Raw genomic sequence first — 24,269 nt, 5'->3', positions numbered from 1 at the left:
TCGGTTCCTTCCCTTTCGCTTGCTCTGGCCGCGCCGCCGTTCGGGCGTTATGGCATGGGGATCGAAAGGCTGGTGAATTCATGACGTTCGCGCGCAAGATCTGGAAACTGCTGGTGGGCGTGAAGGATGCCCTGGCGTTGATTTTCCTGCTGTTGTTCTTCGCGCTGCTCTATGCCGCGCTCACCGCACGGCCTTCGGCGGGCAAGATCGAGAACGGCGCGCTGCTCCTCGAACTCGACGGGAACATCGTCGAGGAGAAGAGCAACATCGATCCGCTCAAGCTGCTGATGAGCACCGAGGCACCTGCCGGAGAGTATCAGGCGCGCGATATCGAACGGGCGTTGGCGCTGGCGGCAACGGATTCGCGGATCAAGGTGGTCGTGCTCGATCTGTCGCGCTTCCTCGGGGGCGGCATGGTGCACATCGAGGAGATCGGAAAGTCGCTCGACGCGGTGCGAAAGGCCGGCAAGCCGGTGCTCGCATTCGCCAATGCCTATGCCGATGACGGCGTCCAGCTGGCGGCCCATGCCAGCGAGGTCTGGGTCGATCCGATGGGCGGTGCCTTCGTCGCCGGGCCGGGTGGGAACCACCTCTACTTCAAGGGCCTGATCGACCGCTTCAAGGTCAACGCCCATGTCTACCGCGCCGGCACCTACAAGAGCTTCGTCGAGCCCTATATCCGCAGCGACATGTCGCCCGCCGCGCGTGAGGCCTATCAGGATATCTACGGTGCGCTGTGGAGCGGCTACAAGGCCGACATCGCGCGCGCCCGCCCGCAGGCCCGGCTTGACCAGATGACCGGCGATCCGATCGCCTGGGCCAAGGCCTCGGGCGGCGATTTCGCACAGGGCGCCAAGGCTTCGGGTCTGGTCGACCGTATCGGCGACCGTACCGAGTTCGAGAACCGCGTCGCCGAAATCGCGGGCAAGGACGAAAACGGCGACTTGCCTTACAAGGCAACCCGCCTTCAGCCGTGGCTCGCCGCGAATCCCGAGAAGGGAGAGGGCGCCAAAATCGGTGTCGTTACCATCGCGGGCGAGATCGTCGATGGCGATGCCGGACCGGGACAGGCCGGGGGTGACCGTATCGCCGACCTGCTGGACGACAATATCGACGAGGGCTTCAAGGCGCTCGTTGTCAGGGTCGATTCGCCGGGCGGCTCGGCCATGGCGGCTGAGCGGATTCGCCGCGCGATCGAGCGCTACAAGGCGCGCAAGATCCCGATCGTCGTATCGATGGGCAACATGGCGGCCAGCGGCGGCTACTGGGTCGCGACGCCCGGCCAGCAGATTTTCGCGCAGCCCGAAACGATCACGGGCTCCATTGGCGTCTTCGCGGTCGTGACCAGCTTCGAGAAGACGCTGGCGGACTACGGCGTGACGAGCGACGGGGTGACGACCACGCCGCTTTCCGGCCAGCCTGATGTTTTCGCGGGCTTCACGCCCGAGGTCGAAGGGATGTTGCAGGCCTCGATCGAGAGCACTTATCGCAAGTTCGTCGGCCTTTCCGCCGCCGCCCGCAAGACGACGCCGGAAAAACTTGACGCGATCGCGCAGGGGCGGGTCTGGCCGGGCGAGGAGGCGCGCCGCATCGGTCTGGTCGACAAGATCGGCAATCTCGATGCGGCCCTTGCAGAGGCAGCGCGCCTTGGCGGTGTCGGCAACGGCAAGTTCCAGGCCGTCTACCTCAAGGGCGAGGAGGATTCGATCACCCGCTTCGTCAATGGCCTGACCTCGAAGCCGCAGCAGGCGCGGCTGGGCGGAATGGGCGCCTACGATTTCGCCAGCCTGGTTTCCCTGCGCCGGGACCAGCAGGCGGACCGGGCCATGCAGCAACTGACCGCGATGCTCTCTACCCGGGGCGCGCAGGCCTATTGCCTGGAATGCCCGGTGGTGACGGGCTCGGCACAGCCGCGGGGCGCGAAAGCTATCTCCCTTCTGGAGACGTTCTCGCGCCTTGCCGGGCGCGACTGAGGTTCAGTCCGGAGGAGGCATTTCGATCGGCCCGGTTTCGGGCCGGTCGAAATCCGGACCGGTTTCGGGGATCTCGGTGGGTGCGTCCGGCTCGCCGGGGTCGGCCGGGGGCACAGGCGTTTCCGGCGGGGTGTCACCGGGATTGTCGGCTGGTTGCGTGGCCATCGATTACCTCTCATTTCTGCACTGTTCCATCCAAGGTGGGCAGCGTGCAGGGCAGGGGCAAGACGGCGGAAGACGGGGTGGCGGCAATCCATCCCGCAGCGGGAACGCCGCAACGGACTTGCACATAGCGCGACTCGCGGCGCTTGCCCTTTTCCGCGTGTCCTTATAAGGGCACGTCCCTTGAGTTTCAGGCTTGATCTTTGCGGGCGTGGCGGAATGGTAGACGCGCTGGTTTTAGGTACCAGTATCGAAAGATGTGGGGGTTCGAGTCCCTTCGCCCGCACCATTACGCCGCCCTGGGGGAGATAAGTCGCGAGAATTGGCCCGTAAGGCCCGTTGAATTGCACAGGAAGGCATTTGAAATGCAGATCGTCGAAACCACCAACGAAGGCCTGAAGCGCGCCTACACGGTGACCATTCCCGCCACGACCATCACGGCCCGTGTCGAAGGCGAAATCAAGAAGATCGCCCCGCAGGTGAAGATGCCCGGCTTCCGCGCCGGCAAGGTCCCCGCCAATCTCGTCAAGAAGATGCACGGCGAAGCGATCCACCAGGACGCGCTGAACGCGGCTATCCGCGAAGCCATGGACAAGCTGGTCGCCGATCACGCCCTGCGCCCTGCAATGAACCCCGACGTCGCCCTCGGCGAGGGTTACGAGCAGGGCAAGGACGCCGAGCTGACCGTCAGCCTCGAAATCCTCCCCACGATCGCAGCCCCCTCGCTTGACGGCCTCAAGCTCGAGAAGCTGGTCGTGCCCGTCGCTGAAGACGCCGTGACCGAAGCGGTCGAGCGCATTGCCTCGCAGCAGCAGCGTTTCGAGACCAAGGACGGCGCGGCTGAAGACGGCGATCAGGTCATCATCGACTTCACCGGCAAGCTCGACGGCGTCGAGTTCGAAGGCGGCAAGGCCGAGAAGGCCCCGCTGGTCATCGGCGCCGGCCGTTTCATCCCCGGCTTCGAAGAGCAGCTCGCAGGCATCAAGGCCGGCGAAGAGCGCGTCATCACCGTGACCTTCCCCGAGGACTACCAGGCTCCGAACCTTGCCGGCAAGGAAACCACCTTCGACATCGTGGCGCACGAAGTGAAGGCTCCCGCCGAAAGCAAGATCGACGACGATTTCGCCAAGGAACTGGGTCTTGAGAGCCTTGAGCAGCTCCAGGGCCTGCTCAAGGGCCAGCTCGAGCAGGAAACTGCCGGCCTTACCCGCACCGCGATGAAGCGTCAGCTTCTCGACCAGCTTGCCGCCGGCCACGACTTCGACGTGCCGCCGACCATGGTGGAAGCCGAATTCGCGCAGATCTGGCAGCAGCTCACGCACGAAGCCAGCCACGAGGAAGACCCGGAAGCCGCTCTCGCCGAGATCGAGGCCGAGAAGGACGACTACCGCAAGATCGCCGAGCGCCGCGTGCGTCTTGGCCTGCTCCTGTCGGAAATCGGCCAGTCCAACGGCGTCGAAGTGACCGCGCAGGAAATGCAGATGCTCGTCGGCCAGGCTGCCCAGCAGTATCGCCCGGAAGATCGTCAGCGCTTCTTCGAATATGTCCAGCAGGACCCGATGATGGCCGCCCAGCTGCGCGCGCCGCTTTACGAAGACAAGGTCGTCGATTTCCTGATCGAGAAGGCCGAAGTCACCGAGCGTGAAGTGACCCGCGACGAGCTCCAGGCCGCCATCGAGGCCGACACCGACGGCGAAAAGACGGTCGAAGCCAAGAAGCCGGCCAAGAAGGCTCCGGCGAAGAAGGCTGCTGCCAAGAAGGAAGAGGCCGCCGAGGAAGCTCCTGCTGCCGAGGAAAAGCCGAAGAAGGCTCCCGCCAAGAAGGCCGCTGCCAAGAAGGATGAGGCTGCCGAAGCCGATGCCGAGGCAAAGCCGGCCAAGAAGGCTCCGGCCAAGAAGAAGGCTGCCGCCAAGGAGGATTGATCTCCTTTCGGCTTGATTTCGTGAAGCGGCCCGGCGCAGGAGATGCGCCGGGCCGTTTTTCGTATGGCCGATGCCTTCCCATCCCGCCCGCCTGCCTGCCGCGTGAGGACGTTATCCCACATCCATCCGCGTTAGATCGTTAAAGCCCTTGAACATCGGCGATGGGCACGCGACATAGGCGGTCCAAACCAGAAGAGGACTCCCATGCTCGACCTGTTTGGCGCCACGGGCGCCCAAGGAAAGTTCACTACCGATCCCGTGACCGGCGCGCTGGTGCCGATGGTCGTCGAGCAGACCAGCCGCGGTGAGCGCAGCTTCGACATCTACTCGCGCCTCCTGCGCGAACGCATCGTCTTCATCACCGGCCAGGTCGAAGACCACATGGCGTCGCTGATCGTCGCGCAGCTCCTGTTCCTCGAGTCGGAAAATCCCTCGAAGGACATCTCGATGTACATCAATTCGCCGGGCGGCGTCGTTACGGCGGGCATGGCGATCCACGACACGATGCAGTACATCAAGCCGCGCGTGTCGACCGTGTGCATCGGCCAGGCCGCCTCGATGGGCAGCTTCCTGCTGGCCGCCGGCGAGCCCGGCATGCGTATCGCGCTGCCGAATGCCCGCATCATGGTGCACCAGCCCTCGGGCGGCGCGCAGGGCATGGCTTCGGATATCGAGATCCAGGCGCGCGAAATCCTGCGGATGCGCAAGCGCCTGAACGATCTCTACGTGAAGTACACCGGCAAGTCGCTCGACGAGATCGAGAAGGCGATGGACCGCGACACCTTCCTCGAAGCCGAGGAAGCGCTGGCGTTCGGCCTCGTCGACAAGGTCTTCGAAACGCGCCCTGATGGCGACAAGCCGGCCGACGCCTGAGCATGACCGGAAGGGTGGGGTCTTCGAACCCCGCCCTTCAGTCCTCTTGAAGGATTACGGGGGCAAGGGAATCGGCCTAGGATTGCAAAACCGGTCCGGAGCAGGGTAGACTGGACGAGTCGCCTCGAACGGGCCTAAAGACGGAAAATGACGAAATTGAGCGGATCTGACGCGAAAAGCACCCTCTACTGCAGCTTCTGCGGCAAGTCGCAGCACGAAGTGCGCAAGCTGATCGCGGGACCCACGGTCTTCATCTGCGACGAATGCGTCGAGCTTTGCAACGACATCATTCGCGAAGAGACCAAGGCCGGGATCGCGGGCAAGAAGGACGGCGGCGTGCCGTCTCCCCGCGAAATCTGCGAGACGCTGAACGACTACGTGATCGGGCAGGAACGTGCCAAGCGCGTTCTGTCGGTAGCGGTGCACAACCACTACAAGCGGCTGAAGCACAGCGGCAAGCAGGGCGACGTGGAACTTTCCAAGTCGAACATCCTGCTCGTCGGGCCGACCGGTTCGGGCAAGACGCTGCTCGCGCAGACGCTCGCCAAGACGTTCGACGTGCCCTTCACCATGGCCGACGCCACCACGCTGACCGAAGCCGGTTACGTGGGCGAGGACGTGGAGAACATCATCCTCAAGCTGCTCCAGGCTTCCGACTACAACGTCGAGAAGGCGCAGCACGGCATCGTCTACATCGACGAAATCGACAAGATCAGCCGCAAGGCCGAGAATCCGTCGATCACGCGCGACGTTTCGGGCGAAGGCGTGCAGCAGGCGCTGCTCAAGCTGATGGAAGGCACCACCGCTTCGGTTCCGCCGCAGGGCGGCCGCAAGCACCCGCAGCAGGAATTCCTGCAGGTGGACACGACCAACATCCTGTTCATCTGCGGCGGCGCCTTTGCGGGTCTTGAAAAGATCATCGCCGACCGCCTCCAGAAGCGTTCGATCGGTTTCGGCGCGCATGTCGCCGATCCGGACAAGCGCCGCGTGGGCGAACTGCTCCAGAAGGCGGAGCCGGAAGATCTGCTCAAGTTCGGCCTGATTCCCGAGTTCGTCGGCCGTCTCCCGGTCATCGCGACCCTCAACGACCTCGACATCGAGGCGCTGGTCAAGATCCTGAAGGAACCGCGCAACGCTCTCATCAAGCAGTACGCGAAACTGTTCGACCTCGAAGAAGTCGAACTGACCTTCACGGACGAAGCGCTTGAAGCGATTGCCCAGAAGGCCATCGATCGCAAGACCGGCGCACGCGGCCTGCGCTCGATCGTGGAAGGGCTGCTGCTCGACACCATGTTCGACCTGCCGACCGAAGGCGACATCGCCGAAGTCGTTGTGGACAAGGACGTGGTCGAAGGCCGCAAGGAACCCGTTCGTGTGCTCAAGGGCGACAAGACCGAAGCGGCTGCCTGAGGCAGTCGCGATGGCTTGAACTCTTCAAGTTCAGCCCTCATGAAAAAGGCCCGTCCGGTTGTTCCGGGCGGGCCTTTTCATTGGAAATGAACCGCTGCCGTCCTTTCGGAGGGGCAGCGGGGCTGCAGATCAGCGGCTTCCCGGGGCTGGGGCCGGTGGGCCCATGCTGCCGCGGCGGCCCTGGGCCATCGCCTCGCCCTTGTTGATCGTGCGCATGACGGTACCGTCACGGGAAATCGTCATCGATTGGGTCTCCGTCGTCCGGAGCAGCCAACCCTTTTCGCTCTTCACCCAGGTATCGTGGGAGATCGAAGTCATCCCGAACGTATGCGTTTGCCCGTCGCGCCCTTCACGGGTGTCGCTGGCGACCTGCTGCTGATCGACCTCGGCAACATCGCCCTTGAGCGTGACCGACTGCACGGTAGTGGCTGATTTGCGGTCCGGGTCCACCGGAACCATCGTCAGCCCTTCGATCATCTGTTCGGCAGACATCTTGTTGCCGCCAAGATCGGTGCGTACGAAGTCGGCGGCGAGCAATGGCTTGATCTGCGCAGGCTCCCGGGAATCCATGGCGACGCGAAGTTGCTCATAGCGCGCCTCGATGTCGCCTTTGGTATCCGCCAGGGCGATGCCCGGCACGAGCGCACAGCCCAGCGCGGCGGCCAGCAGAATTCGGGAATTGGAAAGTCGGGTCATCCTGATCGTGTCCCATGTCGCGGAGGTCTATCGTCTGGAGGGACAACTCCTAATCGCCGGCCGCGTTGCCGCAATCACGATATTGTACCCGATTGTCGCGGCCCGGCTTGGCATGGGCGGCGCACCCGCGCACCCTGCCGCAAAACGAAGAGGAGGGGCCATTGACCGGGCGTATCGCCGTTTCGCGGATCATTCACACGATCCATGCGACCACCGACATCTATACATGCCGATTGCTCTACCAGGATGCACTGGGCGGGCTGGTCTTCGCGGAAAACTACTTCCCTGCCGAAGACCGCGATGCGGTGCTGCTTTACGTGACGGATCACATGGTGGAGCCGATGGCGCCGCGCCATCCGGAAGACCTGACCAAGCCCTATGCCCGGCAGGCCGCGCGGATCGGGCAGGCGTTCCATTCGTTCGAGATCAAGGTGGCGGACGGCAAGGCAGCCAGCACGGCCTTCCGCGAGGCCGGGTGCACTGTCGCCAGCGACTATGGCGTGTTCTTCTTCGTCCGTCCCGAATCGACCGGCGGCGTGCTTCTGGAAGTCTGCGAACTGCCGATGCCGAACGATCCGTGGGATCGCGGCAACTGGGACCCGCGCGTCGGGGCAGGGCACCACTGCACCGTGACGGGGCTGGACCACATCGCTTGCGTAACGAGAGACATGGCCTCGGCCCTGCATTTCTTCACCGAAATCGTCGACGGCGAAGTTCTGGAAGACACGCGGACCACGATGCCGCAGCCGGCGCGGCGCGTGCTGCTGCGCGTCGGTGACACGCGGGTCGCGTTCATCGCACCGGACGATGCGGAGGCAGGGCCGCTAGGCGCGTTTCTGGCGAAGGAGCAGAACGGCATCTACGCGCTGGTCTGGAAGATCGCCGATGAAACGCGGGCCCGGTCGCATTTCTCCGAAAAACTCAAGCTGCGCCTGACGCATTCCGGCTGCGTTTCATCCGGCTTCGCGATCGACCCAGACGATTTCCTCGGTGCGCGGCATGAATTCGTGAGCTAGACGACCGTCTCGCTCGCCAGTGCGCACGGGGAATCGAGGTCGGTTTCGATCTGGACGGTCGGGTGGCCGATGCCGAAGCGGTGCTCAAGATCATGGCTGAGGGCATGGAGGAAGCCGTCGCCTCGCTCGGCCCCCGGCATGACGAGATGCGCGGTGAGTGCGGTTTCGGTTGTGCTCATCGGCCAGACGTGAAGATCGTGGACGCGCGTCACGCCGGGCTGGCTTTCCAGGAACGTGCGGACGGCGGCGATGTCGATGCTTTCGGGCACGCCCATCATTCCCATTCGCAGCGATTCGCGCAGGAGGCCCCAGCTCGACCAGGCGATGACGGCGGTGATGATGAGCGAGGCCAGCGGGTCGACGAGTTGCCAGCCGGTGAACATGATGACGATGCCGGCGATGACCACGCCAGCCGATACGGCGGCATCGGCCATCAGGTGGACGAATGCCGCGCGCAAGTTGAGGTCGGACTTGCTGCCCTTGGCGAAGAGGAGCGCCGACAGCGCATTTACCGCGATGCCGATCGCGGCAACCACGATCATCGTCGTGCCGCCGACAGGAGCCGGTTCCGCGAAGCGCCGCACCGTTTCGACCAGGATCGCACCGATCGCGACCCACAGCAGCGCGGCGTTGGCAATTGCCGCCAGTATGGATGAACTCTTGAGGCCGTAAGTGAACCGTTCCGATGGCGGACGGGCCGCCAGCACACTGGCCGCCCAGGCGAGCAGGAGTGAGAGGACGTCGGACAGGTTGTGCCCGGCGTCTGCAAGCAGTGCCATCGAGCCGCTGATGAGCCCGGCCGCACCTTCGGCGATCACGAAGCCGACGTTCAACGCTACCGCAATTGCGAAGGCCTTCCCGGCATCCCCTGGGGCCGGGGGGGCATGGTGGTGATGTCCATGCGAATGGCCGTGACCATGCGCATGGCCATGTCCGTGGCCATGGTCATGATCGTCGTGAGCGTGGTGATTATGCGCGGTTCCCATGGCGATGGCTTCGCATGCTCAGGGCCTTATCAGCAAGCTATGACGTATCATTACACGGATCGCTCGACTCGTCCCGCTTTCGCAGCACGGACCGGGATCTGCTGTGACGTGACATTTATGCCGCACCGCAAATCGTCATATTGGCGTTTAAGATATTGAATATATGTGATAAAATGCTGTCTGTGACAAATTAACTCTCATCACGTCAGAAAATTGCGCGTTGCGGATCAGAAATGAATCCCGTGCGTCAGAAGATTGTCATATTGCCCTGCTCTTAGCAGCCGCAGCAATCCTGCGGCGGGGCAACCTCTCCGCATTTTCGCGCAAACCCATTCTGAAAAGCTCAGGGGGCTAAAATGAAGTTCCAATCGATTCTCTCCACCGCGACCAGCACGCTTGCCGTTGGCGTCGCATTCCTGGCGGCTCCCGCCTTCGCCCAGTCGACCGGTTCGCAGGACTTCGATAACGAGATCGTCGTTTCCGGCAGCACCGACCGTGGCGTCGCCGGTATCGAGATCCCCGATTCTCCGAAGGCGAAGCAGGTCCTGACACAGGAACTGATCTCGCGTGGCACCCCCGGGCAGACGATCAACGAAACGATCAACCTGATCCCCGGCGTCAACTTCCAGAACTATGACGGTTTCGGCTCTTCGGGCGGTAACCTGATGATCCGCGGTTTCGACGACACGCGCATCTCGCAGACCTTCGACGGCCTGCCGCTGAACGATACGGGCGGCTACGCGCTCTATTCGAACCAGCAGCTTGACCCCGAACTGATCGAGCAGGTCAACGTCAACCTCGGCACCACCGACGTCGACTCGCCGACCGCAGCCGCTTCGGGTTCGACGGTGAACTACCGCTCGATCAACCCTTCGGAAGACTTCGGCGCCCGCATGGTCGGCACCGTGGGCGACCAGAACAAGATGCGCGTGTTCGGCCTGATCAACACCGGCAACCTGAACTCTTCGGGTACGCGCGCCTGGTTCTCGGCTTCGAAGGACACCTACGACGCGCTCTATGGTAACTTCGGCAAGATCGACAAGACGCAGTTCAACGCGAAGATCTACCAGCCGCTCGGCAGCAACGGCGATTTCATCTCGCTGGCCGGCCACTACAACTACAACCGCAACAACATGACGTCCGACTGGACCATGACCACGGCAACCCCCTTCTCGGCCGGCGGCATTCCGCTGAACAAGAAGCAGCGCGATGCCTATGAAGTCGCGCGTTGCACCATTCCTGCAGGCGTGGCCGGCGTTACCGATACGGCCTCCAGCTGCGGTTCGGCCTGGGAATACCGTTACAACCCCTCGAAGACCGCGAACGTTCGCCTGAACTCGCGCTTCACGTTGAGCGACAAGCTGACGCTGAGCGTCGACGGTTCCTACCAGTACACCTCGGCCAACGGTGGCGGCACCGTGATCGGCTATGAAGGCACCACCACTGCTGGCCTTTCGGGCTACATCGGCGGTTCGCCCTACTTCGGCGGCGTTGACCTCAACGGCGACGGCGACATCGGTGGCGGTGACGACGTGCGTGGCGACGCAGTGCGTCTTTCCGCTCCGAGCCAGACCGAAACCAACCGTATCGGTGCCGTCGCCTCGCTGCGCTACGACATCGACGACAACAACCGCGTTCGCGTAGCCTACACCTACGACCGTGGCCGCCATCAGCAGACCGGCGAAGTCGGCTTCCTGAAGGCCAACGGCGAGGCCGTGCACTACTTCAACTCGAAGGGTGGCCTGACCGACGTGGACGGCAACATCCTTCAGAAGCGTGACCGCCTTTCCTATGCGATCCTGCATCAGGTTTCGGGCGAATACTCGGGTGACTACGTGGACAACCGTCTGCATGTCGCCGTTGGCGTGCGCGTTCCGTTCTTCCGTCGTAACCTGACGCAGAACTGCCTCACCACCAGCGTGAGCGGCAACGTGAACTGCTTCACCACCAACACGACCGACCAGCAGGCGAATCTGGACGCAAACACCAGCTTTGCTGGCCCGGACAACCGCGTGTTCAACTACAACCGCGTGCTGCCGCAGGCAGGCTTCACCTTCGACGTCGCGCCGAACGCAAGCCTGTACTTCAACTACTCGAAGGGCCTTCAGGTCCCGGGTACGGACAACCTCTATAACTCCTTCTTCTTCGACGAAGGCGTTGTTAAGCCGAAGCCCGAAACCTCGGACAACTTCGACGGCGGCGTGCGTTATCGCAGCGGCATGATCCAGGCCTCGCTCGGCGGCTGGTACACGAAGTTCTCGAACCGCCTGTCGTCGGCTTATGATCCGTCGGTTGACCGCACGACCTACACCAACCTGGGCACCGTGGACCGCTACGGCATCGACGGCACCTTCGCCGTCGCTCCGAGCACCCACTTCAAGGCCTATGTCTTCGGTTCGTACCTCTGGTCGAACATTCGCGACGACGTGGCGACCGGTGCAACCTCGGTCGCCGAGACCGGCGGCAAGATGGAAGGCGGCGTGCCGTCCTACAGCTTCGGTGGCCGTCTCGAAGGCAACTATGGTCCGCTTTCGGTCGGTACCGAGCTGAAGCGTACCGGTTCGCGCTACTACAACAGCCTGAACACCGCCGTCGTGAACAGCGCCGGCGACCAGATCTGGACTGCAAAGATCCCCGGTTACACCATTGTGAACCTCGATGCGCGTCTGGACCTCGGCTTCCTGGGCATGGGCAAGGACACCTATCTCCAGGCGAACGTGACGAACCTGTTCGACAAGTACTACATCGGTTCGTTCGACGATGCTGGCGTCGTCGCAACCAACACGACCTTCGCATACCTCGGTGCGCCGCGCACCTTCTCGGCCTCGATCAACTTCCAGTTCTGATCGAAACCACCGGGTTTGAAAACGACGGGGGAGGAAGCGCAAGCTTCCTCCCCTTTCGTTTGTGCGGTTGCCGGGCAGCATGGTCCTGAAAAGCGCCGGTGATCGGCGCGGTGCGCGTACGCTTTCCTACATCCCTTCAGGGGCGCTATGCCTGAGCGGATGACAAAGCGCCCACTTGCTCAACTTTCGATGATGGTGGCTGGGAGAGGCTGGTGCCTTGGGTCGTATCAGCGCGCGGGAATGGCGCCTGAATCCGGCAGGCACGGGTCGTCAGGCTGCCTCACGGCGGCAGGAGAGTTTTTTATCCCAGGACTGTGTCAACCGTGTCAACCTGCGCCCTGGCCAAGGGCTTACTCGTAGACGCAGGAATCGAAGCCTTCGCGCTTCACGGTACCGATCCGTGCGGCGATGGTGTTGCCGTAGCGGCGGGTGAAGCCCGAGGGGCTTTTCACGCTGCGGGTCTTGGGGCTGGGCAGGGCGGCGGCCATGCGGCCGGCCTCGGTCGTCGTCAGGTTGGAGGCGGACTTGCCCCAATACCGCTGGGCGCCGGCCTCTACGCCGTAAGTGCCGATTCCGGTCTCCGCGACGTTAAGATAGACCTCCATGATCCGCCGTTTGTCCCAGAGGTTCTCGATCAGGAAGGTGAACCAGACCTCCAGGCCCTTGCGCAAGTAGCGCGTCCAGCCGTCACCCTGCCAGAGGAACACGTTCTTGGCGGTCTGCTGGCTGATGGTCGAGCCGCCGCGCAGGCGCCCGCCGGTGGCGTTGCGCTCGAAAGCCTTCTCGATCGCGGCGGTGTCGAACCCGTTGTGCGTGCAGAACTTGCCGTCCTCGGCAGCGATCGCGGCGGCGACCATGTTGCGGTCTATCCGGCTGAGCGGCTGCCAGTCCTTGGTGATGCCATTGCCATCGACCAGCATCGTCACCGTCACCGGAGGGGGCACGAAGCGATAGAGTACGGTCAGCCCCACGCTGATCGCGACGAACCAGAAGACGGTCTTGGCAAGAATGCGCAGCAAAGGAAGGAAGCCCCACGTTCCGATTGTCCGGCGCGCGGGAGTGCCGCCGTCCGGGCCCTGACTAGCGAGGTTGCGCGGTGCGGGAAAGATGCCTGCGCGTTCAATCCCTCGCGTCGAATGCGGCGCGCGCGGAAGAGACCGTTTCGAGGTTGGCCTCCGCCCAGAGCCAGACACCGCAGAACGCCTCGCCCAGACTGTGCCCCAAAGGCGTGAGGCGATAATCGACGCGGGGCGGAATGACGGGGTGAACCGTGCGGTGGACGAAGCCGTCGCGCTCCATCTGGCGAAGCGTTTGCGTGAGCATCTTCTGACTGATGCCCGGCACGATGCGGGCGAGGGCGGTAAAGCGCGATTCGCCTTGTTCCTCAAGCGCTTCAAGAACCAGCAGGGTCCACTTGTCGGCGACGCGCCCGATCAATTCGTTTACGAGTGCATCGACGCCGGGTGTCGAGGAATAGCTTGTGACAGGCGGATTTTCCATTTCTTACTTTCAGGTGAGTACGGCACATTCCGGTGCCTACTTTCCAAAAGAGAGTATTGGACTACATCGCTTTTCGCAATCTCTCGTCACAGGAGCTTTCCCATGAAGATCAGCGGCAACACCATTCTTCTCAGCGGCGGCGGTACCGGCATTGGTCGTGAACTGGCCCAGCGCTGGCATGACGCGGGCAATGTCGTGATCGTGACCGGACGCACGCTGGCCAGCCTTGAGGAAACGGCAAAGGGGCGGGAGAATATCCATCCGGTGGTGCTGGATGTCGCCGATCCGGAAGCGATCAGGTCGTTTGCGGCAGGCTTGCTGGCGAAATTCCCGGCGCTCAACGTGCTCGTCAACAATGCGGGCGTCATGCCGCTGGAGGATACCTCGGTCCCCCGTGATCTTTCGCGCGCCGAAGCCTGTGTCGTGACCAATCTGCTGGGCCCGATCCGCATGACCGACGCCTTCATCGGCCATCTTCGCGAACAGGCGGATGCGGCGATCGTCAATGTGAGTTCGGGTCTGGCCTTCGTTCCACTGGCTAGCGCTGCAGTTTACTCTGCGACCAAGGCGGCCATCCATTCATGGACCGATTCGCTTCGCTTTGCGCTGTCCGGGAAGGTCGAGGTGATCGAACTTGCCCCGCCTGCCGTGCAGACGGAACTGACGCCGGGGCAGTCAGACCGTGAGGGTTACATGCCGCTGGGTGCATTCATTGATGAAGTGATGGGCCTTTTCGCAAAAGTGCCAACGCCGGAGTTGATCGGTGTCGAGCGTCTCGCGTTCTTGCGAAACGCCGAAGCGGAAGGGCGCTATGCCGATACGTTCGCCGCGCTCAATTCGTCGCCGGCGTAATCATGGCCCCGCCGCCCGACTCCATCCGGGCGGCGCTCCTTTGCTGGCCAGTAACCCGGACCGATGCTATGAATGGCCATGTTGCGATGCAGCATGGGTGAGAACATCTAATGGCGGTTCACTCTCTCGACCTTGCGCTGCAAGGAGGCGGCGCCCACGGTGCCTTTACCTGGGGCGTCCTGGACGCACTGCTCCAGGATGAACGTCTTCAGTTCGGTGCGGTCAGCGGTGCCAGTGCCGGTGCCATGAATGCGGCAGTGCTCGTTTCGGGTCTCGTTTCCGGCGGGCCGGAAGGAGCACGCGAACGGCTGCGTTCTTTCTGGAAAGACCTGAACCGGACAGGCCGCGAGGCAGGGCCGCTGATCCCCATGATCGAGGCCTTTCCGCAGACTTCACGCGCGATGTCTTCATGGTGGAGTACGGTTTTCGGTGATCTCGGCATGGCGCATGCCTCGCCGGAACTGGGCCGTGAAATGCAGGAGATCCTCCGCAAGGTCATCGAGGATCATGTCGATTTCACTGCGATATCGAAGGAAGAGGCTCCGCGGATCTTCGTTTCGGCAACCCATGCCGAGAGCGGCGCGGTGCGGATCTTCCGCAACGAGGAGCTGACGGCGGACGCCTTGCTCGCTTCCGCATGTCTGCCGCTGTATTTTCCGCCGGTGACGATCGAGGGCAAGGATTACTGGGACGGTGGCTACAGCGCCAACCCGCCGCTCGTCCCGCTCGTGCGGGAAAGCCCGAACGACGACCTCCTGCTGATTACCGTCAATCCCCAGCTTCGCGACCACACTCCGCGCAATGCCGCCGCGATCGTGGACCGCATAACCGAGATCGGCTTCAACCAGTCGATGCGCAAGGAGTTGCAGGGGCTGTTCCTGCTCAAGTCGTCGATCGGGCATTACCGGGCTGGCGAGGGACTCATCGCGCAAGTGGAGCGGTTGCGCCTACATGAAATTCATGACGAGCCGACACTGGCGGCGATGCCGGCGCAGACCAAACTGCTGCCGGTGCGGCATCTTCTGCTCAAGCTGCGCGATGCGGGGGAAGCGGCGGCCAAACGCTGGTGCGAGACGTCGATCAAGCATCTCGGCAAGCAGAGCACGGTCGATCTGGCGGGGCGTTTCGGTTTCGGTCTGACCTGACCTTGCATCCGGGATCGAGCGGCGCCGGCACAAGCAAAACCGGGCCGTCCTGCGGACGACCCGGTCATGCATTTCCGTCAAATGGCGATCAGCCCGCGGGCAGCAGCTTACGATCGCTGGCGATCCGGTTCATCGCCTTTTGCAGCTTTTCGAAAGCGCGCACCTCGATCTGGCGGACGCGCTCGCGGCTGACATGATAGACCTGGCTCAGCTCTTCGAGCGTCTTCGGGTCCTCGGTCAGGCGGCGTTCCATCAGAATGTCACGCTCACGCTCATTGAGGCCGTCCATCGCCTCGACCAGCATGGCGTGGCGAACGGTCGCTTCCTCGGCGTCGGCAACGGTTTCGTCCTGCAACGGGCGATCGTCCGCAAGGATATCCTGCCATTGGCCTTCGCCTTCCTCGCGCAGGGAGACGTTCAGCGAAGCATCGCCGCCCATCATCATGCGCCGGTTCATGTTGACCACTTCCTGCTCGGAGACGCCGAGCGTGGTTGCGATCTTGGCGACGTCGTCAGGGTGAAGGTCGGAATCCTCGTAGGCGTCGAGATTCTTCTTCATCCGGCGCAAGTTGAAGAACAGCTTCTTCTGCGCGGCGGTGGTGCCCATCTTCACGAGAGACCACGAACGCAGGATGTACTCTTGAATCGAAGCCTTGATCCACCACATCGCATAAGTGGCGAGACGGAAGCCCCGATCAGGTTCGAACTTCTTCACGCCCTGCATCAGGCCGATGTTGCCTTCGGAAATGAGTTCCGAAACCGGCAGGCCATAGCCGCGGTAACCCATCGCGATCTTCGCGACGAGGCGAAGATGGCTGGTCACGAGCTGGCCCGCTGCGGCGGGGTCCTCATGCTCCTTGTAGCGCTTGGCGAGCATGTATTCCTGCTCGGGCGCGAGAAGCGGGAACTTGCGGATCTCGGACAGGTAACGGTTGAGGCTCTGCTCACCGCCCAGTGCCGGCACCGCCGGGAGATTTCGTTCCTTGCTCACAATATCCGTCCTTTCCGGTCGGCCCGCGGTCGAAGACCCTTGCGAGGCGTCTTAGCTTGGGGCCACCTTTTCAAGATAGCACATTTATCCGATTTCAGTGTCGCAGTTCATCGATCAGTGTCCGCATGTCGTCGGGAAGCGGGCTGACGAGATGAACGTTCTCTCCAGTAACGGGATGGACGAAGCCAAGTTCCGCGGCATGAAGTGCCTGACGGGAGAAACCGAGTCGCTGGAGAATCGGACGAATCGCTGGAGGTGTACGACCATATACAGGGTCCCCCACTAGCGAATGTCCGATTGACGACATGTGAACGCGGACCTGATGCGTGCGTCCCGTCTCCAGGCGGCATTCCACCAAACTCGCGGTCTTCAGCGATTCTATGGTTCTGTAATGCGTGACCGCATGCTTGCCGCGACCATCCTCGACCAGCGCCATCTTCTTGCGGTTGGAACTGGACCGGCCGATTGCGCCCGTTACCGTGCCCGCCAGCGGAATCGGCCTGCCGGACACGACGGCCCGATAGACACGTGCGATCGAATGATCGGCGAATTGCGCGGCCAGCCCCTCATGCGCCTTGTCGGTCTTGGCGACGACGAGCAGGCCGGACGTGTCCTTGTCGATCCTATGGACGATTCCCGGACGGGCCACGCCGCCGATCCCGGAAAGCTGGCCCCGGCAGTGATGCAGCAGCGCATTCACCAGCGTGCCGTCGAGATTGCCTGCGGCAGGATGCACGACCAGCCCCGCCGGCTTGTCTACCACGATAAGGTACTCGTCCTCGAACACGACGCTCAGCGGAATGTCCTGCGCCACCGCCTCGGCGGCGGCGGCTTCCGGCACATCGATGGCGAAGGCTGTGCCTCCGGCCACCTTGAGCGAGCCCTGCGAAACCGGTTTACCGGCAAGCGAGACCCGGCCTTCGGCCATAAGCGCCTTGATGCGCTCGCGTGAAAGTCCGCTCGCCTCGGCCAGCGCCTTGTCCAGCCGGCCGCCATCGTTGCCGATCGAACCCTGGATGATGTTTTCGTAAGCCCCCATTGCCTGTAGGATTTGGGGATGAATGTCGAAGTGACAAGTGACGTGATCGCAAGACTGCGTGAAGAATCGTTACGTGCCCATCCGGAGGAGTGCTGCGGCCTGCTCCTGGGCGAGGGTATGCGGGTCGATCGGGCGATTCCGGCGGCGAATGTCGCCGCTGAACCCAACCGTCATTTCGAGATCGATCCCTCGGTTCTGCTCGCCGCCCATCGCGGAGCAAGGCAGGGCGGTCCGCAGGTGCTGGGCTATTATCATTCCCATCCCGTCGGCCATCCCGTGCCATCGGCCACTGATTGCGAACATTCCACCGGGGATTCGCGCGTTTGGGCGATCATCGCGGGCGGGCAGGTTGCTTTCTGGCGCGATACCGGGAATGGATTTGCGCCGATACCATGCCGTATTGTCGGATGAACGTTCGGCAACGGCCTGAACTTGAATGATTACTGCAAAGGGAAGTCCTCGATCCATGACGACGAGCTCGCTCGAACTTGCCAGCCTGCTGTGTTCGCGACTGTGCCATGACATGCTCAGTCCGGTGGGCGCGCTGACCAACGGGTTGGAGCTGCTGGCGGATGAGAAGGACCCGGAGATGCGCCAGCGCTGCTTCGAACTGCTCGACCAGAGCGCTCGGATTTCGGCGGACAAGCTGAAGTTTTTCCGCCTCGCCTTTGGCGCTGCAGGTGGCTTTGGCGACATGGTTCCCGTCAGTGAGGCCCGCGCGCTGATCGATGCGCTCGTTGCCAACAATGCCCGCATCGTGCTGAATTGGGCGCTCGCAAGCGAAATGCTGCCCAAGCCTGCGGTCAAGACGCTGCTGAATTTCGGCCTGATCGGCATCGAGGCGCTGCCGCGCGGCGGTACGCTGGAACTGGCCGCCGAATTTCGCGACGGCGTCAGCGAGATCGTGGTGCGCGCCGTCGGGCCGCGCATCGCCTTCGACCGCGATATCGGCCGCGCCCTTGAAGGGGCGCTGCCCGAGGGCGATCTTTCGAGCCGGACGGCGCCTGCCGCGATGATCCAGCAACTGGCGCACAGTCAGGGTGGCCGCCTGCAATATGCCCTGGCGGAAGATGCTCTCGTGCTTGGCGCCGTGTTGCCGGGGGCCTGATCGGAAGGAGGCAGGACGATGAACCGATGGTTGGTCAATCGCATCGTCAGGTCGCCGAACTGCAACGAGCGCAAGCTGCCGATCTCGATGGTCGTGCTGCACTATACCGGCATGAAGTCGGCCGAAGAAGCGCTCGAGCGGATGTGCGATCCCGAGGCCGAAGTCTCCGCGCATTACATGATCGACGAGGAGGGCACGGTCACTTCCCTCGTCCCGGAGGATCGCCGGGCATGGCATGCCGGGCGATCATACTGGCGCGGCGTGACCGACGTGAATTCCGCTTCGATCGGCATCGAACTGGTGAATCCGGGGCATGAATGGGGATATCGCCCATTTCCCGAGCCGCAGATGGACGCTCTCCTGCCGCTTCTGGCGGACATCATGGACCGTCACGACGTTCCTCGCGCCAATGTGGTCGGCCACTCCGATATCGCGCCTGCCCGCAAGCAGGACCCCGGCGAGTACTTCGACTGGGCGAGGCTGGGCGAACTCGGGCTCGCGCTGGAGATCCCGGCGGCGAAGATGAACCTCTTCTACGACAACCCTGGCGCTTTCTATCTCGCCCTCGAACGCTTCGGTTATGACATCACCGATGGCCGCGCCGCGGTTACGGCGTTTCAGCGGCGTTGGCGTCCGGAATTGATCGATGGCGAGATCGATGGAGAAATCGGCGCAATTCTGTTGGAACTCCTGTTGGAGCGTGACACCGGCCGTGCTAGGTGACCGCTCGCACCGGGGAGCCGGGCAGCCGCGGGCGTCTTCTTGACGCGCGAGGAAAGTCCGGGCTCCACGAAACAAGGGTGGCGGGTAATGCCCGCCGGGCGAGTCGGGTTTTCAGGCCCGGCGAAGCTTAGGGAAAGTGCCACAGAGAGCAGACCGCCTCGCCTCGCAGGGTTCGCCCCTGAATGGCAGGTAAGGGTGAAAGGGTGCGGTAAGAGCGCACCGCGCTTCCGGTAACGGAAAGCGGCATGGCAAACCCCACTCGGAGCAAGACCGAATAGGGGCTGCGCGCTGTCCACGCTACGAAAGTAGAGCGGCGGCGGGTCTGTTTCGGACCCAGGCAGCCCGGGTTGGTCGCTTGAGCGGCGCAGCAATGCGTCGCCTAGAGGAATGGCTGCCGCCGCGGCGTAAGGTCCCTCCTTGGGGAGACCACGCCAGGAACAGAACCCGGCTTACAGGCTCCCCGGTGCGTTTCTCCCCTTGCGGGGCGGGTCAGGCCGCGACTTGGACGGAGATTCCGCTCTCGTTTTCGCACGCCTGGATGAACCAGCGCTCGCTGCCCTGAAGTCCGATAGCCGTGAGCCGCCCATGCACATAGGCGCCCGTGTCGATGCCCACGCGATTGGCCCGCATTTCCGGTTCCTCGGTGATGGTGTGGCCGTGGACGATGAAGGCCCCGAACTCGCCATTGTGGCTGAGGAAGGGCTCGCGAATCCAGCGGCAGTCGTGACCCAGTTGGTGCTCCAGCGGAGTATCCGGGCGAATCCCGGCATGGACGAACAGATAGTCGCCAAGCCGCACCATCTTCTGGAAGCTGTCGATGAAGTCGAAATCGTCCTGCGGGATGACCTCGATCATGGCGCGTTGAAGATCTTCCAGTTCGGCTTCCATGACGAAGGCCGGATCGAGGCCGTAGGAAAGGATCGTCTCGCGGCCGCCGAACTTCAGGAAACTGCGGAAGGCATCGAGCTTGCGCGCCGCCACCAGAAGCATTTCCTCGTGATTGCCCTGGATGAATTCGACGCGGCGCTTGCTGGCCCATTGCCGGGCGCGCGCAATGACGCCGGCGCTCGCCGGGCCACGGTCGATCAGGTCGCCCAGCAGAACCACGATGCTTTGTGAACTGTCGCGGCCGGCGTTGTCGCGCTCGATCGCGTCGATCAACTGCTCGAACAGGTCGAGTCGGCCGTGGATATCGCCCACGGCATAAGCACGTTGTCCCGGAGGGATGTGAGGAAGCCGCACTTCGGCGGGCCGGCTCAGGAGATTTCTGATTTTCGCAAGCATTAGATACCCGCTCTATTACGAAGACGAACATTAACAAACAAGGAACAGGCGGCAGGGAGGATTCCGCATGGGCCGGACCGTGCCTGATGCGGTCGCAATCATGACCGCCAAGCGGGCAGTGGCAAAAAGTCCACACAACATTGCCCGAATGTTGCCCATCTGAAATTTTTCTTGTGCCGTTGGTTGGTGCGGTGCAGCAATATTGTGCTGCCGCAATCGGGCCCGGGAAGAGGATCGAGGCGGCGGAGCAGGCTGGGACGAGACACCAAAGAAGAATTTAGTGAGGGAATGACCATGCTTATGTCCGTCCGTGGCGCTATCGCCGCCTCTCTTCTTGCGGGTACTGCACTCGCAGCAACTCCGGCTTTCGCAGACGAGGCGGACGCCCCCTCGGAAATCACCGTTACCGGCAACGTCGCGCTGACCAGCGACTATCGATTCCGCGGCGTTTCGCTCTCGGGGGGCGATCTTGCGGTCCAGGGCGGCATTACGGTTTCGCATCAGAGCGGCTTCTATGCCGGTATCTGGTCGTCGTCGCTTCACAGCAGCGAAGTGGACGTCAACGGTGACGGCATCGGCGACGGTTCGGTCTACGGAGACCAGGAACTCGACCTCATGGCAGGCTGGACTGGCGAAGTGACCTCGGGCCTCACGCTCGATGCCGGCCTCCTTTACTACGTCTATCCGAGCGGCAAGATCGGCGATGCCAACTACTGGGAGCCCTACGTCTCGGTGAGCGGCCAGGCCGGCCCGGCGAAGCTCAAGGTGGGCGTGGCCTATGACTGGAAGCAGAAGGGCCTGCTCGACAACAATGGCGACAAGTCGGACAACTTCTACGTTTACGGTAACGTCGACGTGGCCATTCCCAACACCCCGGTGACCGTTTCGGGCCATATCGGCTACACTGACGGCGTGCTGTCGCCCTGCTACTACTGCACCGGCACGGGCACGTTCAACGACAAGACCGGCATCGATTATTCGATCGGCGCCTCGATGACGCTGTTCGGCCCGCTTTCCGCCAGCCTCAGCTACGTCGGCGTGAGCGGCGCGGCGATTGACAGCTACACGGACGACACTGTCGTCGCGACGCTGACCGCGTCCTTCTGAACCATCGCATAGGTTAACGCGTTTTGCAGGAGGACCCGCCCGGAGCTTTCCGGGCGGGTTTTTCGTGCCTCTGTGAGAAGGCGGTCAGCGGAGATAGAAATCCACCGTCGTGACAACGCGGACTTTCTTGTAGGGCGTGTCCGAAACACCCCAGCCGCCGCCGGAATCGCCATCCCGCGCCTCTACGGTGAAGTATCCCTGAGTGGCGCCCTTGATGGAGCCGACTTCCGCCCCGCTGTCATTGGCAAACTGCTCCGCGGCGGACCGTGCGTCCTTGGTGGCAGCAGCGACCATGGGCGGCTTGATGTCGTTGAGCTTGGTGAATCTATAGGCCATCCCCGAACCTTCTTCGAGAATGACGCCGCGCCGAACGAGTTCGAACTGACGTCTTACCGCGTCCTGCGCACGCTTGATGTCCTGACTGCGCAAGGTCATCCGCTGACGGACGGTGAAGCTCGCGATGCCGTTGTTGTCCTTGGACTGCGAGACATTGGCGCCCGTCGGCTGGATGGCATCTGCGGGAAAGCCGAGTTCCTTGAAGAAGGTGCGAATCTGCGCCGTATCATTCTCGACGCTCGCCTGCGCTCCGGCAAGGTCGTTGGCGGTGGCCGAGTAGGCGATCGTCCAGGTGGCGAGGTCGGCGGTGACGTCCCGCTCCGCCAGGCCCCGCACGGTAACGGAGCGGTCTGCCCGGTGCGCGCGCTTCAGGCCGTCTCCCAGCAGATAGCCGCCAGCGACAACGCCGATGGCCAGGATGGTCGAGGCGAGAAGCCATCGTCTGGTAGCGGATTCGGCCAAGAAGGTGGTAGAGTGATGAGGGCTCTCTGGGCTATCGTCGGTCATCGCAGCTTCTCCCTGAAGTCCCTCGGAACATGCCGTCAGACGGCTGTATCGTCCATGAACCGTTCTCTACATGCGATGAATTGAAGGAATGCCCGTGACCAAATATCTCCACACCATGATCCGCGTAAGCGATCCGGAAGCCACGATCCGCTTCTTCGAACTGATCGGCCTTCAGGAAACCCGGCGTTTTTCAAGCGAGCAGGGGCGCTTCACGCTGATCTATCTTGCAGTTCCGGGCGAGGAATCCGAGGTCGAGCTGACGTATAACTGGCCGGCCGAGGATGGTTCCGCCGAGGAGTATTCGGGCGGGCGCAACTTCGGGCATCTCGCGTTCCAGGTCGACGATATCTACGCCACCTGCCAGACCTTGGCCGACGCAGGCGTGGTCATCAATCGTCCGCCTCGCGACGGTCACATGGCGTTCGTGCGCACGCCGGACGGCATTTCCGTCGAACTGTTGCAGGATGGCCGGCTGGATCCCGCCGAGCCATGGGCGTCGATGCCGAACGTCGGCGTCTGGTAATTGGGCCTGATCCCTGCCCGTCAGGTGGGCGGGCAGGGATCAGGCCGAGGGCGCTTTCGCGAATCGCAGGATCACGAAGCCCAGAAGGGAAGAGGCCAGCGATCCTGCCAGCACACCCAGCTTGGCTTCATCCACGAGCAGAGGCGTAGTCGGGAAGGCGAGGGCGCCGATGAACAGGCTCATGGTGAACCCGATGCCGCACAATACTGCCGTCCCCCAGAGTTGCAGCCAGCTTGCACCGGCGGGGCGCGGGGCGATGCCCAGGCGGTGCGCCAGATAGATCGCCGCGAATACGCCCGCTTGCTTGCCGATGAAAAGGCCCAGGCCAATGCCCAGGGGCACCGGGGCGAACAGTCCTGCCATGCCGATTCCGGCCAGTGCCACGCCGGCATTGGCAAAACCGAACACAGGCACCACGAGATAGCCGATCCATGGCGCCAGCGCGTGTTCGAGGCGCAGCAGCATGCTGTCTCCGTGCTGTGTTCGCAGCGGGATCGTGAAGGCGAAGAGAACCCCGGCGATCGTCGCGTGAATGCCGGAGTTGAGCACGCAGAACCACAGGCCCAGGCCGAGCGCCAGATAGAGGCTGATGAACTGGATGCGTGCGCGATTGACTGCGAGAAGCGCTGCGAACAGGCCGATCGCGGCCAGCGCCCAACCCAGTTCGATCTGCGCGGTATAGAACAGCGCAATGATAATGACAGCGCCCAGATCGTCGACGATCGCGACCGTCAGCAGGAACAGCCTCAGCGAGGATGGTACCCGCCGGCCAAGCAGTCCTAGCACTCCTACGGCAAAGGCGATGTCCGTGGCGGCAGGGATGGCCCAGCCCCTCTGTTCGGGTTGTTGGGTTCCGGCGGTAATGAGGTAGATCAGCGCGGGCATCGCCATGCCTGCCGCCGCGGCGAGTACCGGCAGGCGGCGCTTTTCGGGGCTCGACAGTTCACCGCCGAGAACCTCGCGCTTTATTTCCAATCCGACCACAAAGAAGAACAAGGCCATCAGTGCGTCGTTGATCCATGCATGAACAGAAGTGAGCCTGGAGATTGGAGTCCAGGGAAGCTCATGATGGAAAAGGGCGTGATAGCCATCACTCAGAGGTGAGTTCGCGGCGGACATCGCCAGTACGGCCATGATGATCAGTAGGATGCCTGAACCTGCTTCACCGCCCATTAACTTTATGAAACGGCGCGCCAATTCATTGGCGTAATGTCTATCCATTCTCATAAACCATGTCGTGAGTGAGTTCCAGGCATCGCCGGGAGGCATG

23 protein-coding genes, 1 tRNA gene and 1 other RNA gene are annotated in these 24,269 nt (G+C 62.7%); 15 read left to right on the top strand and 10 right to left on the bottom strand.

What is annotated here, in order from left to right; translation table 11 throughout:
* Positions 1 to 80 precede the first annotated feature (80 nt).
* Positions 81 to 1,973: a signal peptide peptidase SppA gene (sppA, locus tag ACLIMP_RS13960; RefSeq protein ID WP_324696207.1), complete on the top strand. Its 1,893-nt coding sequence runs from the start codon at positions 81 to 83 to the stop codon at positions 1,971 to 1,973.
* Between the two features lie 3 nt (positions 1,974 to 1,976).
* Here sppA and ACLIMP_RS13955 read toward each other — a convergent pair whose 3' ends face one another.
* Complete coding sequence (locus ACLIMP_RS13955; RefSeq protein WP_165913258.1) at positions 1,977 to 2,138, bottom strand: hypothetical protein; 162 nt, start codon at positions 2,136 to 2,138, stop codon at positions 1,977 to 1,979.
* Between the two features lie 202 nt (positions 2,139 to 2,340).
* Between ACLIMP_RS13955 and ACLIMP_RS13950 the strand changes: the two genes are divergently transcribed.
* The 4 genes from ACLIMP_RS13950 to clpX all read left to right on the top strand — a co-directional run bounded on the left by ACLIMP_RS13950 (position 2,341) and on the right by clpX (position 6,340).
* Positions 2,341 to 2,424, top strand: a tRNA-Leu gene (locus ACLIMP_RS13950).
* A 76-nt stretch (positions 2,425 to 2,500) separates the two neighbouring features.
* Positions 2,501 to 4,057 (top strand): trigger factor, encoded by a 1,557-nt coding sequence (gene tig / locus ACLIMP_RS13945; RefSeq protein WP_054440658.1) that lies wholly within the window; start codon positions 2,501 to 2,503, stop codon positions 4,055 to 4,057.
* 204 nt (positions 4,058 to 4,261) lie between these two features.
* On the top strand, positions 4,262 to 4,930 hold the full coding sequence (gene clpP / locus ACLIMP_RS13940; protein ID WP_054440656.1) for an ATP-dependent Clp endopeptidase proteolytic subunit ClpP: 669 nt from the start codon (positions 4,262 to 4,264) through the stop codon (positions 4,928 to 4,930).
* 147 nt (positions 4,931 to 5,077) lie between these two features.
* On the top strand, positions 5,078 to 6,340 hold the full coding sequence (clpX, locus tag ACLIMP_RS13935) for an ATP-dependent Clp protease ATP-binding subunit ClpX (RefSeq protein WP_054440653.1): 1,263 nt from the start codon (positions 5,078 to 5,080) through the stop codon (positions 6,338 to 6,340).
* A 129-nt stretch (positions 6,341 to 6,469) separates the two neighbouring features.
* Here the strand turns inward: clpX and ACLIMP_RS13930 are convergent, their stop codons facing one another.
* Positions 6,470 to 7,036 carry a nuclear transport factor 2 family protein gene (locus ACLIMP_RS13930; RefSeq protein WP_324696202.1) on the bottom strand — a complete coding sequence of 189 codons (567 nt, stop codon included), beginning with the start codon at positions 7,034 to 7,036 and terminating at the stop codon, positions 6,470 to 6,472.
* A gap of 161 nt (positions 7,037 to 7,197) precedes the next feature.
* Between ACLIMP_RS13930 and ACLIMP_RS13925 the strand changes: the two genes are divergently transcribed.
* On the top strand, positions 7,198 to 8,052 hold the full coding sequence (locus tag ACLIMP_RS13925) for a VOC family protein (protein WP_324696200.1): 855 nt from the start codon (positions 7,198 to 7,200) through the stop codon (positions 8,050 to 8,052).
* Here ACLIMP_RS13925 and ACLIMP_RS13920 read toward each other — a convergent pair.
* Positions 8,049 to 9,038 carry a cation diffusion facilitator family transporter gene (locus tag ACLIMP_RS13920; protein ID WP_324696199.1) on the bottom strand — a complete coding sequence of 330 codons (990 nt, stop codon included), beginning with the start codon at positions 9,036 to 9,038 and terminating at the stop codon, positions 8,049 to 8,051. The two genes, ACLIMP_RS13925 and ACLIMP_RS13920, sit on opposite strands and share 4 nt — an antisense overlap.
* Positions 9,039 to 9,394: 356 nt before the next feature.
* On the opposite strand from ACLIMP_RS13920, the gene ACLIMP_RS13915 reads away from it, so the two are divergent.
* The gene (locus ACLIMP_RS13915; protein ID WP_324696198.1) at positions 9,395 to 11,884 is read left to right on the top strand and encodes a TonB-dependent receptor; all 2,490 of its coding nucleotides are present in this window, start codon (positions 9,395 to 9,397) and stop codon (positions 11,882 to 11,884) included.
* A 350-nt stretch (positions 11,885 to 12,234) separates the two neighbouring features.
* Here the strand turns inward: ACLIMP_RS13915 and mtgA are convergent, their stop codons facing one another.
* The gene (mtgA, locus tag ACLIMP_RS13910; RefSeq protein WP_054440704.1) at positions 12,235 to 12,900 is read right to left on the bottom strand and encodes a monofunctional biosynthetic peptidoglycan transglycosylase; all 666 of its coding nucleotides are present in this window, start codon (positions 12,898 to 12,900) and stop codon (positions 12,235 to 12,237) included.
* 103 nt (positions 12,901 to 13,003) lie between these two features.
* Positions 13,004 to 13,384, bottom strand: coding sequence for a winged helix-turn-helix transcriptional regulator (locus tag ACLIMP_RS13905; RefSeq protein WP_054440643.1), 381 nt, complete (start codon positions 13,382 to 13,384; stop codon positions 13,004 to 13,006).
* A gap of 102 nt (positions 13,385 to 13,486) precedes the next feature.
* Between ACLIMP_RS13905 and ACLIMP_RS13900 the strand changes: the two genes are divergently transcribed.
* Together ACLIMP_RS13900 and ACLIMP_RS13895 are read left to right on the top strand one after the other, a co-directional pair.
* Complete coding sequence (locus tag ACLIMP_RS13900) at positions 13,487 to 14,236, top strand: SDR family oxidoreductase (protein WP_054440640.1); 750 nt, start codon at positions 13,487 to 13,489, stop codon at positions 14,234 to 14,236.
* Between the two features lie 110 nt (positions 14,237 to 14,346).
* Positions 14,347 to 15,381 carry a patatin-like phospholipase family protein gene (locus ACLIMP_RS13895; RefSeq protein ID WP_324696195.1) on the top strand — a complete coding sequence of 345 codons (1,035 nt, stop codon included), beginning with the start codon at positions 14,347 to 14,349 and terminating at the stop codon, positions 15,379 to 15,381.
* Positions 15,382 to 15,469: 88 nt separating this feature from the next.
* Here the strand turns inward: ACLIMP_RS13895 and rpoH are convergent, their stop codons facing one another.
* Together rpoH and ACLIMP_RS13885 are read right to left on the bottom strand one after the other, a co-directional pair.
* The gene (rpoH, locus tag ACLIMP_RS13890; protein ID WP_132469330.1) at positions 15,470 to 16,372 is read right to left on the bottom strand and encodes an RNA polymerase sigma factor RpoH; all 903 of its coding nucleotides are present in this window, start codon (positions 16,370 to 16,372) and stop codon (positions 15,470 to 15,472) included.
* Positions 16,373 to 16,466: 94 nt separating this feature from the next.
* The gene (locus ACLIMP_RS13885) at positions 16,467 to 17,411 is read right to left on the bottom strand and encodes an RluA family pseudouridine synthase (protein WP_443477912.1); all 945 of its coding nucleotides are present in this window, start codon (positions 17,409 to 17,411) and stop codon (positions 16,467 to 16,469) included.
* Positions 17,412 to 17,429: 18 nt separating this feature from the next.
* Between ACLIMP_RS13885 and ACLIMP_RS13880 the strand changes: the two genes are divergently transcribed.
* The 4 genes from ACLIMP_RS13880 to rnpB all read left to right on the top strand — a co-directional run bounded on the left by ACLIMP_RS13880 (position 17,430) and on the right by rnpB (position 19,710).
* The gene (locus ACLIMP_RS13880; RefSeq protein ID WP_324696192.1) at positions 17,430 to 17,822 is read left to right on the top strand and encodes a M67 family metallopeptidase; all 393 of its coding nucleotides are present in this window, start codon (positions 17,430 to 17,432) and stop codon (positions 17,820 to 17,822) included.
* 55 nt (positions 17,823 to 17,877) lie between these two features.
* Entirely contained in the window at positions 17,878 to 18,519 is a 642-nt protein-coding gene (locus tag ACLIMP_RS13875) for a histidine phosphotransferase family protein (RefSeq protein ID WP_054440630.1), read from the top strand.
* Between the two features lie 18 nt (positions 18,520 to 18,537).
* Positions 18,538 to 19,242, top strand: coding sequence for an N-acetylmuramoyl-L-alanine amidase (locus ACLIMP_RS13870; RefSeq protein WP_054440627.1), 705 nt, complete (start codon positions 18,538 to 18,540; stop codon positions 19,240 to 19,242).
* Positions 19,243 to 19,251: 9 nt separating this feature from the next.
* Positions 19,252 to 19,710: RNase P RNA component class A (gene rnpB / locus ACLIMP_RS13865), an RNA gene on the top strand.
* 21 nt (positions 19,711 to 19,731) lie between these two features.
* Here rnpB and ACLIMP_RS13860 read toward each other — a convergent pair.
* Positions 19,732 to 20,526 (bottom strand): metallophosphoesterase, encoded by a 795-nt coding sequence (locus ACLIMP_RS13860; protein WP_185996962.1) that lies wholly within the window; start codon positions 20,524 to 20,526, stop codon positions 19,732 to 19,734.
* Between the two features lie 294 nt (positions 20,527 to 20,820).
* Here ACLIMP_RS13860 and ACLIMP_RS13855 point away from each other — a divergent pair, with 294 nt between their 5' ends.
* The gene (locus ACLIMP_RS13855) at positions 20,821 to 21,633 is read left to right on the top strand and encodes a TorF family putative porin (protein WP_054440702.1); all 813 of its coding nucleotides are present in this window, start codon (positions 20,821 to 20,823) and stop codon (positions 21,631 to 21,633) included.
* 84 nt (positions 21,634 to 21,717) lie between these two features.
* Here the strand turns inward: ACLIMP_RS13855 and ACLIMP_RS13850 are convergent, their stop codons facing one another.
* Positions 21,718 to 22,476 carry an SIMPL domain-containing protein gene (locus tag ACLIMP_RS13850; protein WP_443477911.1) on the bottom strand — a complete coding sequence of 253 codons (759 nt, stop codon included), beginning with the start codon at positions 22,474 to 22,476 and terminating at the stop codon, positions 21,718 to 21,720.
* Positions 22,477 to 22,570: 94 nt separating this feature from the next.
* Here ACLIMP_RS13850 and ACLIMP_RS13845 point away from each other — a divergent pair, with 94 nt between their 5' ends.
* On the top strand, positions 22,571 to 22,999 hold the full coding sequence (locus ACLIMP_RS13845; RefSeq protein ID WP_054440621.1) for a VOC family protein: 429 nt from the start codon (positions 22,571 to 22,573) through the stop codon (positions 22,997 to 22,999).
* A 39-nt stretch (positions 23,000 to 23,038) separates the two neighbouring features.
* On the opposite strand, the gene nhaA is transcribed toward ACLIMP_RS13845, so the two are convergent.
* Positions 23,039 to 24,226 carry a Na+/H+ antiporter NhaA gene (gene nhaA / locus ACLIMP_RS13840; RefSeq protein WP_420719885.1) on the bottom strand — a complete coding sequence of 396 codons (1,188 nt, stop codon included), beginning with the start codon at positions 24,224 to 24,226 and terminating at the stop codon, positions 23,039 to 23,041.
* Between the last annotated feature and the right edge of the window lie 43 nt (positions 24,227 to 24,269).

It is taken from the genome of Novosphingobium aeonii (assembly GCF_052279045.1).
Lineage (GTDB): Bacteria > Pseudomonadota > Alphaproteobacteria > Sphingomonadales > Sphingomonadaceae > Novosphingobium.
This window is presented reverse-complemented; position numbering and strand designations above follow the sequence as displayed.

What these genes read in the sequence shown, in the direction of transcription:
- sppA (WP_324696207.1), top strand. Translation starts at nt 81, where the DNA reads ATGACGTTCGCGCGCAAGATCTGGAAACTGCTGGTGGGCGTGAAGGAT.
- ACLIMP_RS13955 (WP_165913258.1), bottom strand. Translation starts at nt 2,138, where the DNA reads ATGGCCACGCAACCAGCCGACAATCCCGGTGACACCCCGCCGGAAACG.
- tig (WP_054440658.1), top strand. Translation starts at nt 2,501, where the DNA reads ATGCAGATCGTCGAAACCACCAACGAAGGCCTGAAGCGCGCCTACACG.
- clpP (WP_054440656.1), top strand. Translation starts at nt 4,262, where the DNA reads ATGCTCGACCTGTTTGGCGCCACGGGCGCCCAAGGAAAGTTCACTACC.
- clpX (WP_054440653.1), top strand. Translation starts at nt 5,078, where the DNA reads ATGACGAAATTGAGCGGATCTGACGCGAAAAGCACCCTCTACTGCAGC.
- ACLIMP_RS13930 (WP_324696202.1), bottom strand. Translation starts at nt 7,036, where the DNA reads ATGACCCGACTTTCCAATTCCCGAATTCTGCTGGCCGCCGCGCTGGGC.
- ACLIMP_RS13920 (WP_324696199.1), bottom strand. Translation starts at nt 9,038, where the DNA reads ATGGGAACCGCGCATAATCACCACGCTCACGACGATCATGACCATGGC.
- ACLIMP_RS13915 (WP_324696198.1), top strand. Translation starts at nt 9,395, where the DNA reads ATGAAGTTCCAATCGATTCTCTCCACCGCGACCAGCACGCTTGCCGTT.
- ACLIMP_RS13905 (WP_054440643.1), bottom strand. Translation starts at nt 13,384, where the DNA reads ATGGAAAATCCGCCTGTCACAAGCTATTCCTCGACACCCGGCGTCGAT.
- ACLIMP_RS13900 (WP_054440640.1), top strand. Translation starts at nt 13,487, where the DNA reads ATGAAGATCAGCGGCAACACCATTCTTCTCAGCGGCGGCGGTACCGGC.
- ACLIMP_RS13895 (WP_324696195.1), top strand. Translation starts at nt 14,347, where the DNA reads ATGGCGGTTCACTCTCTCGACCTTGCGCTGCAAGGAGGCGGCGCCCAC.
- ACLIMP_RS13885 (WP_443477912.1), bottom strand. Translation starts at nt 17,411, where the DNA reads ATGGGGGCTTACGAAAACATCATCCAGGGTTCGATCGGCAACGATGGC.
- ACLIMP_RS13880 (WP_324696192.1), top strand. Translation starts at nt 17,430, where the DNA reads ATGAATGTCGAAGTGACAAGTGACGTGATCGCAAGACTGCGTGAAGAA.
- ACLIMP_RS13875 (WP_054440630.1), top strand. Translation starts at nt 17,878, where the DNA reads ATGACGACGAGCTCGCTCGAACTTGCCAGCCTGCTGTGTTCGCGACTG.
- ACLIMP_RS13870 (WP_054440627.1), top strand. Translation starts at nt 18,538, where the DNA reads ATGAACCGATGGTTGGTCAATCGCATCGTCAGGTCGCCGAACTGCAAC.
- ACLIMP_RS13860 (WP_185996962.1), bottom strand. Translation starts at nt 20,526, where the DNA reads ATGCTTGCGAAAATCAGAAATCTCCTGAGCCGGCCCGCCGAAGTGCGG.
- ACLIMP_RS13855 (WP_054440702.1), top strand. Translation starts at nt 20,821, where the DNA reads ATGCTTATGTCCGTCCGTGGCGCTATCGCCGCCTCTCTTCTTGCGGGT.
- ACLIMP_RS13850 (WP_443477911.1), bottom strand. Translation starts at nt 22,476, where the DNA reads ATGACCGACGATAGCCCAGAGAGCCCTCATCACTCTACCACCTTCTTG.
- nhaA (WP_420719885.1), bottom strand. Translation starts at nt 24,226, where the DNA reads ATGAGAATGGATAGACATTACGCCAATGAATTGGCGCGCCGTTTCATA.